Source organism: Sphingomonas cavernae (genome assembly GCF_003590775.1).
Lineage (GTDB): Bacteria > Pseudomonadota > Alphaproteobacteria > Sphingomonadales > Sphingomonadaceae > Sphingobium_A > Sphingobium_A cavernae.
Map to the genome: position 1 here is coordinate 650,846 of NZ_QYUM01000002.1, position 11,569 is coordinate 662,414.

The 11,569-nt window shown below is 64.6% G+C and carries 10 protein-coding genes and 1 pseudogene; 10 read left to right on the forward strand and 1 reads right to left on the reverse strand.

The window, feature by feature from the left end; all coding sequences use genetic code 11:
• Positions 1–74 precede the first annotated feature (74 nt).
• Positions 75–2,186 (forward strand): sodium-translocating pyrophosphatase, encoded by a 2,112-nt coding sequence (locus tag D3876_RS03350; protein ID WP_119759669.1) that lies wholly within the window; start codon positions 75–77, stop codon positions 2,184–2,186.
• A 337-nt stretch (positions 2,187–2,523) separates the two neighbouring features.
• Here D3876_RS03350 and D3876_RS03355 read toward each other — a convergent pair.
• Positions 2,524–2,803: pseudogene (locus D3876_RS03355) on the reverse strand (endonuclease domain-containing protein); the annotation flags it as partial.
• 307 nt (positions 2,804–3,110) lie between these two features.
• Here D3876_RS03355 and rimP point away from each other — a divergent pair.
• The 9 genes from rimP to rpsO all read left to right on the forward strand — a co-directional run bounded on the left by rimP (position 3,111) and on the right by rpsO (position 11,430).
• The gene (gene rimP, locus D3876_RS03360; protein WP_119759670.1) at positions 3,111–3,656 is read left to right on the forward strand and encodes a ribosome maturation protein RimP; all 546 of its coding nucleotides are present in this window, start codon (positions 3,111–3,113) and stop codon (positions 3,654–3,656) included.
• A 5-nt stretch (positions 3,657–3,661) separates the two neighbouring features.
• The gene (gene nusA, locus D3876_RS03365; protein ID WP_119759671.1) at positions 3,662–5,272 is read left to right on the forward strand and encodes a transcription termination factor NusA; all 1,611 of its coding nucleotides are present in this window, start codon (positions 3,662–3,664) and stop codon (positions 5,270–5,272) included.
• 186 nt (positions 5,273–5,458) lie between these two features.
• Entirely contained in the window at positions 5,459–6,172 is a 714-nt protein-coding gene (locus D3876_RS03370) for a DUF448 domain-containing protein (RefSeq protein ID WP_119759672.1), read from the forward strand.
• Positions 6,169–8,751 (forward strand): translation initiation factor IF-2, encoded by a 2,583-nt coding sequence (infB, locus tag D3876_RS03375; protein ID WP_119759673.1) that lies wholly within the window; start codon positions 6,169–6,171, stop codon positions 8,749–8,751. Before D3876_RS03370 ends, infB begins: the two co-directional genes overlap by 4 nt.
• A 49-nt stretch (positions 8,752–8,800) precedes the next feature.
• Positions 8,801–9,199 (forward strand): 30S ribosome-binding factor RbfA, encoded by a 399-nt coding sequence (gene rbfA / locus D3876_RS03380; RefSeq protein ID WP_119759674.1) that lies wholly within the window; start codon positions 8,801–8,803, stop codon positions 9,197–9,199.
• Positions 9,200–9,237: 38 nt separating this feature from the next.
• Positions 9,238–9,813, forward strand: a complete 576-nt coding sequence (locus D3876_RS03385; RefSeq protein ID WP_119759675.1) for a thymidine kinase — start codon at positions 9,238–9,240, stop codon at positions 9,811–9,813.
• Between the two features lie 42 nt (positions 9,814–9,855).
• Positions 9,856–10,050, forward strand: coding sequence for a hypothetical protein (locus D3876_RS03390; RefSeq protein WP_119759676.1), 195 nt, complete (start codon positions 9,856–9,858; stop codon positions 10,048–10,050).
• A 123-nt stretch (positions 10,051–10,173) separates the two neighbouring features.
• Positions 10,174–11,136 carry a tRNA pseudouridine(55) synthase TruB gene (gene truB / locus D3876_RS03395; RefSeq protein WP_119759677.1) on the forward strand — a complete coding sequence of 321 codons (963 nt, stop codon included), beginning with the start codon at positions 10,174–10,176 and terminating at the stop codon, positions 11,134–11,136.
• Positions 11,137–11,160: 24 nt separating this feature from the next.
• Entirely contained in the window at positions 11,161–11,430 is a 270-nt protein-coding gene (rpsO, locus tag D3876_RS03400) for a 30S ribosomal protein S15 (protein WP_119759678.1), read from the forward strand.
• Positions 11,431–11,569: the final 139 nt, after the last annotated feature.

Below are 11,569 nucleotides of genomic sequence, written 5' to 3' on the forward strand. Positions count from 1 at the left end.
ATAAGAAAAATCACCGGGCCGCTATTCTTGAAGTCTCGACGCAGTTTCCAAGAATAAAAGGGGAAGGATACCGGATGACCGTAGTCACCATATCCATAGCGTGCGGCCTGGTGGCCGTGCTCTATGGCTTCATAACCAGTCGCCAGGTGTTGGCCGCGTCCGCGGGCAGCGAAAAGATGCAGGAAATCGCAGGCGCCATCCAGGAAGGCGCGAAGGCCTATCTGGGCCGCCAATATCGCACCATCGCCGTGGTCGGCATCGTGGTCGCAGCCGTCGTCACCTATTTCCTCGGCCTCACCGCGGGCGCGGGCTTTCTGATCGGCGCGCTGCTTTCGGGCGCGACGGGCTTTATCGGCATGAATATCTCGGTGCGCGCCAACGTCCGCACAGCAGAGGCCGCACGCACCAGCCTGCAGAGCGGCCTGACGGTTGCTTTCAGGGCCGGTGCGATCACGGGAATGCTCGTGGCGGGCCTCGCGCTCCTCGCGATCGCGGGATTCTTCTGGTACCTGACCGGCCCCGCCGGACACCTGCCCGATGACCGCCTCGTCATCGACTCGCTCGTGGCCCTTGCCTTCGGCGCGTCGCTGATCTCGATCTTCGCGCGTCTGGGCGGCGGCATCTTCACCAAGGCCGCCGATGTCGGCGCCGACCTTGTCGGCAAGGTCGAGGCGGGGATTCCCGAAGACGATCCGCGCAACCCCGCGGTGATCGCGGACAATGTCGGCGACAATGTCGGCGACTGCGCCGGAATGGCCGCCGATCTGTTCGAAACCTATGTCGTGACCATAGGCGCGACGATGGTGCTGACCGCGCTGCTCGTCCAGACGGGCGGCGAGGAGCTGATGCAGCTCATGAGCCTGCCGCTCGCGATCGGCGGCGTGTGCATCCTGACCTCGATCATCGGCACCTATATGGTGCGGCTGGGCAAGAGCCAGTCGATCATGGGCGCGCTCTACAAGGGCTTCTGGACCACCGCGGTGCTCTCGGTTCCCGCGATCTACTATGTCACCTGGCAGACGCTCGGCGACATGAACGCGGCGATCGGCGGTGGCCTCACCGGCGAAGGCGCCTTCACGGGCATGGACCTGTTCTGGTCGATGATCGTGGGGCTCGGCGTCACCGGGCTGATCGTCTGGATCACCGAATATTATACGGGCACCAACTACCGTCCCGTGCGCAGCATCGCCAAGGCCTCCGAGACGGGCCACGGCACCAATGTGATCCAGGGGCTTGCGGTGTCGCTCGAATCGACCGCGCTCCCCACGCTCGTCATCATCGCAGGCATCATCATCAGCTATTCGCTGGCGGGCCTGATCGGCATCGCCTTCGCGGCGACCTCGATGCTCGCGCTCGCGGGCATGGTCGTGGCGCTGGACGCTTATGGTCCTGTCACCGACAATGCCGGCGGCATCGCCGAGATGGCGGGGCTCGACGACAGCGTGCGCGCGAAAACCGACGCGCTCGATGCCGTGGGCAACACCACCAAGGCGGTGACCAAGGGCTATGCGATCGGCTCGGCGGGGCTGGCGGCGCTGGTGCTGTTCAGCGCCTACACCACCGACCTGCGCGCGTACTTCCCGGACCTGCAGGTGAGCTTCAGCCTCGAAAATCCCTATGTGATCGTCGGGCTGCTGCTCGGCGCTCTGCTGCCCTATCTGTTCGGGGCGATGGGGATGACCGCGGTGGGCCGTGCTGCGGGCGACGTCGTCAAGGACGTGCGCGAGCAGTTCGCCAATAACAAGGGCATCATGGACGGCACCAGCCGCCCCGACTACGCCCGCACCGTGGACCTCGTCACCAAGGCGGCGATCAAGGAGATGATCCTGCCGTCGCTGCTCCCGGTGCTCGCGCCGATCGTCGTCTATTTCGCGATCACCGCGGTGGGCGGTCAGGCCGAGGGCTTTGCGGCGCTCGGCGCGCTGCTCCTCGGCGTCATCGTCTCGGGCCTGTTCGTCGCGATCTCGATGACCTCGGGTGGCGGCGCATGGGACAATGCCAAGAAGTTCATCGAGGACGGCAACCACGGCGGCAAGGGCAGCGAAGCTCACAAGGCCGCGGTGACGGGCGACACCGTAGGCGATCCCTACAAGGACACCGCGGGGCCCGCCGTCAATCCGATGATCAAGATCACCAACATCGTCGCGTTGCTTCTGCTCGCGGCGCTGGCGCACGCGGCCGCCTGACCCGCACGCCGCGGACGTTGCATTGCCCCGCCGGAGCGATCCGGCGGGGTCTTTTTTCGGTCCGACGGCGGCACGCTTAACTTCACATAACTTCGCAAACTTCCCGCAAACGCGCATGTTGATTCGCCCTGCCCGACCGCGCGCGAATATGCGGGGCCGATGGGAACGTATCAGGAACATTTTGTGTAGGACAGCGGATCGTCCGGGGCTGCTATTGCCGATCCAGCCGTGCTTACCGTCAAGGCCGATTGACTGCTCACGACCAATTTCAGACATGTCTTGAGCCCTCTTCCGCTTTCGCGGGAGAGGGGTGGGTGAGGGTCTTCTTCTTTCCTGCTCAGCCGTCGCGGAGCGCGCGGGCGATAGTTTCGAGAACGCCTTCGAAACTTTCGATTACCTCGCTGTTCCAGAATCGAAGCAAGCGATAACCCTGTTCTTCGAGATATGCTGTACGCGGGGCGTCAGCCTCCACGCTGCTGTCCGCCATCAAGTTCCACGGTCAATCCCGCCTCGACGCACAGGAAATCAACGACGAACGGGCCAATGCTGGCCTGGCGACGAAACTTGAAACCCTCGAGCCGGCGATCGCGCACCGCATGCCACACGCGGCGCTCGACAGTGGACTGATCTGGCGTCGGACCGGATGCATGTACCGCAAGGTAGAAGAAAGAAGACCCTCACCCAACCCTCTCCCGTGAAAGCGGGAGAGGGCTCAAGCCAATAACCGCGTCCCACGACTTTACAGCCATTCACCCCGCCTGAACCTGCCTGTCCGGAGCTTGTGCGCTGGCGTCCGCATCCCCGCTTGCCCTTCCCGCGCATCCGCACTATATCCCCTTCACTTCTCGACATCGGTAACAATGGCGAGGTCGGGGCCGGAAGGCTCCGGCGCCAAGACCGCATGTTCAAAGCCGTGGAGCCCTGATGGCCGATATTGATGTGCTGACCAGTCTGATCGAACCCGAAGCGAAGGCGCTCGGGTTTGCGCTGGTGCGCGTCAAGCTGTTCGGCGGCGAGGGTGACCGGACCTTGCAGATCATGGCCGAGCGGCCCGATACGCGTCAGCTCAACATCGACGATTGCGCGGCGCTTTCGCGGCGAATCTCCGAAAAATTCGACGTGCTGGAAGCCGAGGGGCGCGACCCGATCGACGAGGCTTACCGCCTAGAAGTCAGCTCGCCGGGGATCGATCGTCCGCTGACGCGGCTGCAGGACTTTGCCGACTGGACGACGCACGAGGCGAAGATCAGCCTGATCGAGCCGCAGGACAAGCGCAAGCAGCTTACCGGCGAACTCAAGGGAATCGATGGCGAAACCATCGTGATTGACGTAAACAAGCATGGCGAGATGCGCGTGGCGTTCGCCAATATCGACAGCGCAAAGCTGGTGATGACCGACAGGCTCATCGCGGCGACCGCCCCCCTCTCAGCCGAGGGTGCGGACAGCATTCAGGTAGAAGGACAGGACTGAGACCTATGGCCACCGCCATTTCCGCCAACAAGGCCGAACTGATCGCAATCGCGAACGCCGTCGCATCGGAAAAGATGATCGACAAGGCGATCGTCATCGAGGCGATGGAGGACGCAATCCAGCGCGCCGCGCGTGCGCGCTACGGCGCTGAAAACGACATCCGCGCGAAGCTCGACCCCAATTCGGGCGATCTTCGCCTGTGGCGCGTCGTCGAGGTGGTCGAGGCGGTCGACGACTATTTCAAGCAGGTCGACGTCAAGGGCGCGCAGAAGCTCCAGAAGGACGCGGTGGTCGGCGATTATATCGTCGATCCGCTGCCCCCGATCGAGTTCGGCCGCATCGCAGCGCAGGCCGCCAAGCAGGTGATTTTCCAGAAGGTCCGCGACGCCGAGCGCGAGCGCCAATATGAAGAGTTCAAGGATCGCAACGGCGAGATCATCACCGGCGTCGTCAAGCGCGTCGAGTTCGGCCATGTGGTGGTCGATCTGGGCCGCGCCGAGGGCGTGATCCGCCGCGACCAGCAGATTCCGCGCGAAGTCGTCCGCGTCGGCGACCGCGTCCGCTCGCTGATCCTGAACGTTCGCCGCGAAAACCGTGGCCCGCAGATCTTCCTCAGCCGCGCGCACCCCGACTTCATGAAGAAGCTGTTCGCGCAGGAAGTGCCCGAAATTTACGACGGCATCATCGAAATCAAGGCGGCTGCCCGCGACCCGGGTTCGCGCGCCAAGATCGGCGTCATCAGCCATGACAGCTCGATCGATCCCGTCGGCGCCTGCGTCGGCATGAAGGGCAGCCGCGTCCAGGCGGTGGTCCAGGAAATGCAGGGCGAAAAGATCGACATCATTCCCTGGAGCGAGGACACCGCGACCTTCGTCGTCAACGCGCTCCAGCCCGCCAATGTCAGCCGCGTCGTCATCGACGAGGAAGAGGACCGGATCGAGGTCGTCGTCCCCGACGATCAGCTCAGCCTCGCCATCGGCCGTCGTGGCCAGAATGTCCGCCTCGCCAGCCAGTTGACCGCCAAGGCCATCGACATCATGACCGAGGCCGACGCCAGCGAGAAGCGCCAGCGCGAATTCGTCGAGCGTTCGGAGATGTTCCAGAACGAGCTGGACGTCGATGAGACGCTGGCACAGCTCCTCGTCGCCGAAGGCTTCGGCGCGCTCGAGGAGGTCGCCTATGTCGAGCTCGACGAACTGGCGACGATCGAGGGCTTTGACGAGGAACTCGGTGCCGAACTGCAAAACCGCGCGGTCGAGGCGCTCGATCGCCGTGAGGAAGCCAACCGCCAGGAACGCCGCGATCTCGGCGTCGAGGACGCGCTCGCCGAAATGCCCTATCTCACCGAAGCGATGCTCGTCACGCTCGGCAAGGCGGGCATCAGGACGCTCGACGACCTCGCCGATCTCGCGACCGACGAGCTCATCCAGAAGAAGCGCGCCGAGCCGCGTCGTGGTCGTGAAGGCCGCAGCGAGGACAAGGGCGGCGTGCTCGCCGAATATGGCCTGAGCGAAGAACAGGGCAACGAGATCATCATGGCCGCGCGCGCGCACTGGTTCGAGGACGAGGCCGCCGAGGATACCGGGGAGGACGCTGTTGCGGACACCTCCCAATGAGACGCTAGGACGGCAATTCAAGCAGGCGCCCCTCTTCAACCCCTCCCTTTCAAGGGAGGGGCAAGGGGTGGGTGAGCGTACCGATCGGCTCGACGCCGATTGGGACGCTTTCTTGCGCATGGGGAAACGGGGCTCGCTGGCGCTCGCCACCCACCCCCATCCCCTCCCTTGGAAGGGAGGGGCGAAATGAGCGAGAACTCAAGACGCTGCATATTAAGCGGTGACAAGGACGCGCGCGACGGCCTGATCCGGCTGGCGCTCGGCCCCGACGGCATGGTCGCGCCCGATGTGCGCGCACGTGCCCCGGGGCGCGGCGCGTGGATCGGGGTCGACCGCGCCGCGCTCGATGCCGCCAACGCCAAGGGCAAACTGAAAGGTGCGCTCGCGCGTGCCTTCAAATCGGGCGCGGTCGACGCGCCTGCAGATCTTGGCGCGCGAATCGAGGACGCATTGCGTCAGGATGCGCTCAACCGGCTGGGGTTGGAGGCGCGTTCGGGCAAGCTGCTCACGGGCTCGGAGAAGATTGAGGCCGCTGCGCGCAGCGGGCAGGTGCGGCTGCTGATGCACGCAAGCGACGCGGGCACCGACGGCAACCGCAAGCTCGATCAGGCGTGGCGCGTTGGAAGCGGCCGCGAGGGCAGCGCGGAACGGGGCATGGTATTGCCGGCTTCGCGCACTATATTGTCCTTGGCATTGGGGCGCGAAAATGTGGTACACATCGCGCTTACCGACCGGGCCGCAGCGGAGCGGGTAGCGCAAGCGGTATCCCGCTGGCGCGAATTTATCGGAAGTGAGGCCGAGGCCGAACCTTGCGCAAAAGATGCGCAGGGTCCATCGGCGCTTAATGCGCATGACGGCGACGGCATGGGTGAAGACAAAGGGTTTGAGATCAGTCGATGAGTGACACGGACAACGAAAAGCCGAAACTGGGCATGCGCGCGCCGCTGGGCCTGAAGCGCACCGTGGAGACGGGCAAGGTGAAGCAGAGCTTCAGCCATGGCCGGTCGAACACCGTCGTGGTCGAGGTCAAGCGCCGTCGGATCCTGGGCAAGCCCGGTGAGGCGGAGCCGCATGTGGAGGAAACGCAGGCTGCACCAGCCCCCGCGCCCGCCGCCGCCGCGCCCGCCCCTGCCCCCGCGGCCAAGGCGCCGCCGGCACCGGCACGCCCGGCGGAGACGAGCCTGTTGTCGCGTCAGGAGCTTCAGGCGAAGCTGCTCCGCGAGGCCGAGGAAGCGCGCATGTCCGCGCTCGAAGAGGCACGCCGTCGCGAGGAACGTCAGCGCCACGAGGCGACCGAGGACGAGAAGCGCCGCGCCGAGGAGAATCGCAAGGCTGAGGAAGAGGCCACGCGCAATGCCGAGGAAGAAGCCCGGCGCGCAGCGGAGGCCCCTGCCGCACCCGAGCCGACGCCCGTCGCCGAAGAGACCGCGCCGCAACAACCGCAGTCGCAGCAGCAACCCACGGTCAAGACCGACGACCGCCACCCCGCGCCGCGCAAATTTACGCCCGTCGTGGCGCCCAAGCGCCCCGAGCCGCCTGCGCGCCCCGCGCGTCCGGCCAAGGGCGTCGACGATCGCCGCCAGTCGGGCAAGCTCACCGTCAACCGTGCGCTCAATGACGGCGACGGCGGCGCGCGCGCGCGTTCGCTCGCCGCGCTCAAGCGCGCGCGCGAGAAGGAAAAGCGTGCGCATATGGGCGGCTATAGCCAGCCCCAGGTCAAGCAGGTCCGTGACGTCGTCGTCCCCGAGGCGATCACCGTCCAGGAACTTGCCAACCGCATGGCCGAACGCGGCGCCGACCTGGTGAAATCGTTGTTCAAGATGGGCATGATGGTGACCGTCAACCAGACGATCGACCAGGACACCGCCGAGCTGCTGGTCGAGGAATTCGGCCACAACATCACGCGCGTCTCCGAATCGGACGTCGAGATCGACATCGGGGCCGATGTCGACGCCGAGGAAACGCTGAAGACGCGTCCGCCGGTGGTGACGATCATGGGCCATGTCGATCACGGCAAGACCTCGCTGCTCGACGCGCTGCGCGGCACCGATGTCGTCGCGGGCGAGGCTGGCGGGATCACCCAGCACATCGGCGCCTATCAGGTGACGGTGAAGTCGGGCGACAAGATCACCTTCCTCGACACGCCGGGCCACGAGGCCTTTACCGAGATGCGCCAGCGCGGCGCCAACATCACCGATATCGTGATCCTCGTGGTCGCGGCCGATGATGGTCTGAAGCCGCAGACGATCGAGGCGATCAACCACACCCGCGCGGCAGGCGTGCCGATGATCGTGGCGATCAACAAGATCGACAAGGACGGCGCCAATCCGCAGAAGGTGCGCGAGCGCCTGCTCGAGCACGAGATCGTGGTCGAGGACATGGGGGGCGACGTCCAGGACGTCGAAGTCTCGGCGCTCAAGAAGACCGGGCTCGACGAACTGATCGAGAAGATCCTGCTTCAGGCCGAACTGCTCGAACTCAAGGCCAATCCCGACCGCGCCGCCGAAGGCACGGTGATCGAGGCCAAGCTCGACAAGGGCCGCGGTCCTGTGGCGACGATCCTCGTGCGCCGCGGCACGTTGCGCGTGGGCGACATCTATGTCGTCGGCGCGGAGAGCGGCAAGGTCCGCGCGATGGTCAACGACAAGGGCCAGCAGATCAAGGAGGCCGGCCCGTCAATGCCCGTCGAGGTGCTGGGCCTGTCGGGCGTGCCGGGCGCGGGCGATCCGCTCTCGGTGGTCGAGAGCGAGGCGCGGGCGCGCGAGGTCGCGGCCTATCGTCAGGAACTCGCGACGCGCAAGCGCACCACCACCGCGCCTGCCAATCTCGAGACGATGTTCTCGGCGCTCAAGGAAAAGCAGGCGATCGAATATCCGCTGGTGGTCAAGGCCGATACGCAGGGTTCGGTCGAGGCGATCGTTGGCGCGATCAACAAGATCTCGACCGAAGACATCCGCGCGCGCGTGCTCCATGCGGGCGTGGGCGGCATCACCGAGTCGGACGTGATCCTGGCCGCTGCGTCGGGTGCGCCGATCATCGGCTTCAACGTCCGCCCCAACGCCAAGGCGCGCGAGATCGCCACAAGGGACCGGGTCGCGTTCAAATATTATGACGTGATCTATCACCTGACCGACGAGATCCGTGCGGGCATGGCGGGCGAACTGGGTCCTGAAGCGATCGAACACGTCGTCGGCCGCGCCGAAATCCGTGAGGTCTTCTCGGCGGGCAAGCATGGCAAGGCGGCGGGTCTGCTCGTCACCGAAGGCGTCATCCGCAAGGCGCTCAAGGCGCGCATCACGCGCGAGGACGTCATCATCTACCAGGGCGAGATCGCTTCGCTCAGGCGCTTCAAGGACGATGTGGCCGAAGTGCGCGCGGGTCTGGAATGCGGCGTGACGTTCACGCAGAACTTCACCGACATCAAGCCCGGCGACTATCTCGAAACCTTCGAGGTCGAGCTGCGCGAACGGACGCTCTAATCAATAGCCCTCTCCCGCGAAGGCGGGAGAGGGTGATCAGGTCGAAATCATGCGTCAAACCGAAACCCCCGAAACCCGCTCCGTTCGCTTGCTGCGCGTGGGCGAGCAGGTGCGCCATGTGCTGTCCGAGATCCTGATGCGCGGCGATGTGCATGACGCGACGCTTGCGAGCCATCCGGTGTCGATCACCGAGGTGCGCATGTCCCCCGATCTTCGCCACGCGACGGTCTTCGTGAAGCCGCTGCTCGGCAAGGACGAGGAAGCCGTCATCAAGGCGCTACGCACCAACACCGCCTATCTCCAGCGCGAGGTCGCGCACCGCGTGAAGATGAAATACGCGGCGAAGCTCAAATTCCTGGCCGATGAGAGCTTCGACGAGGGCACCCATATCGACACGCTGCTGCGCGACCCCAAGGTTGCACGCGACCTCGACAGGGATGACGCGTGACGGCTTGCGCAGCGCGTCCGCCCGTCCAATAGGCGGCCATGGCCAAGCTCTATTTTTACTATTCGTCGATGAACGCGGGCAAGTCGACGACGCTGCTCCAGTCGAGCTTCAACTATCAGGAGCGCGGCATGGAGACGATGCTCTTCACCGCCGCGATCGACGATCGCTATGCGCCGGGCATGATCACCTCGCGCATCGGGCTCGAGGCGGAGGCGACGATGTTCGACGCTGAAACCGACATTCGTGCGCTGGTCGAAACCGGACATGCCGCGCGGCGCCTCAACTGCATCCTTGTCGACGAGGCGCAGTTCCTGACGCACGCGCAAGTGTGGCAACTCGCGGGCATATGCGATGATCTTGGCATTCCCGTGCTCGCTTATGGGCTCAGAACCGATTTTCAGGCCAATCTGTTCGAGGGCAGCGCGCATTTGCTCGCGATTGCCGACGTGCTCGTCGAGCTGAAGACTATCTGCGAATGCGGCGCCAAGGCGACGATGAACCTGCGCGTCGATGCTGACGGCGGAGCGATCCAGCAGGGCGCGCAGACCGAGATTGGCGGCAATGACCGTTATGTTGCGCTCTGTCGCCGCCACTATGTCGAGCGGACGCGCTGACGCTCAGCCGGCGTTCAGCATCGGCGTGCAATTCCCGCGCGCATGAACGCCAGGCTTCCTGCCCGCCACAAGCGCGGACTCTTCGTCCGCAGCGTCAGCGGCAACTGGTACTGCACCGTCACGGCGGGGCCAAGCGACCGGCTGCGCGCGACGATCGCGCTCGGCTTCGAGACGCCGCGGCTCGACAAGCTCGACGAACAAGGCGCGATCATTGCCCGGGGGACGTGGCGTCGTTAGAGCCTTTCCCGGCAAGGCGGAATCGCCTTGCCGGACAAGAAAGGCTCTCGGCTCAATATCTTGATCACTTCCCGACCGAAAAACCGGTTCCCACTCTTTCGGGAAGTGCTCTAGGAGCGGCGCATGCACGGCTGGATCATTCTCGACAAACCTCTGGGGCTCGGCTCGACACAGGCGGTGTCCGCCGTGAAACGCGCGTTGCGGCAGGGCGGCTATCCCAAGGTGAAGATCGGCCATGGCGGGACGCTCGATCCGCTGGCATCGGGTGTGCTGCCCGTGGCGCTGGGCGAAGCAACGAAGCTCGCCGGGCGGATGCTCGACAGCGACAAGATCTACGAGTTCACGATCGGCTTCGGTGTCCAGACCGATACGCTCGACGCCGAGGGGCAGGCGATCGCGACCAGCGACGTGCGGCCTGTTCTTTCGGCGGTGAAAGCGGTTCTGCCGCGCTTCACTGGTCCGATCGTTCAAATGCCTCCCGCCTTTTCCGCGCTCAAGGTCGACGGCAAGCGCGCCTATGACCTGGCGCGTGCGGGTGAGGACGTTGTGCTCAAAGCGCGCGACGTGACCATCCACGCGCTCTCTCTGTGTCATGCCCGCGAAAGCGGGAATCCAGAGGATGCCAGTGCGATTCCCGAAGCTCGTCTGGATTCCCGCTTTCGCGGGAATGACAACGAAGGGTTGGAAGAGATCACACTTAGCGCACATGTATCGAAGGGCACCTATATCCGCAGCCTCGCGCGCGACATCGCGATTGCGCTCGGCACGGTGGGGCATGTGACGATGCTCAGGCGCACAAAGGCTGGCCCTTTCACACTGGATCAGGCAATTTCGCTGGACAAGCTGGCGGAATTCTCTATGCACCGCGCGCTTGAGGACATAACCTTGCCGCTGACGGCGGGGCTGGACGACATCCCGGCTCTATCCGTCACCCCCGATCAGGCAAGGCTGCTCCGCCAGGGGCAGGTCTTGATCGGGATCGCTGCTCATCAGGGCCTTCACCTCGCCACCGAAGCGGAAACGCCGGTAGCGCTTGTGGAGGTTTCCGGCCCGGAAATGCGGGTGGTGCGCGGTTTCAACCTGTAGCGATGTCGAAGGAAAAAGATTTTTATGACGATTACTGCAGAGCGCAAGGACGCGCTGATCAAGGAACATGCTCGCGCCGAGGGTGACACGGGCAGCCCCGAAGTCCAGATCGCGGTTCTGACCGAGCGCATCGTCAACCTGACCGAGCACTTCAAGGGCCACCACAAGGACAACCATTCGCGTCGCGGCCTGCTGATGATGGTGAACAAGCGCCGCAGCCTTCTCGACTATCTGAAGAAGAAGGACAACGCGCGGTACACCGATCTGATCGCGAAGCTCGGCCTTCGCAAGTGACGAAAGGGCGCCCGATGGGCGCCCTTTTGGCATTCCGGCAAAAGCCGGAATCCAGCAAATATCCGCGCGACAGCGCGGAATGGACTCCGGCTTTCGCCGGAGTACGAAGCGGGTGAGGCAATAAGGCCTTCACCCGATG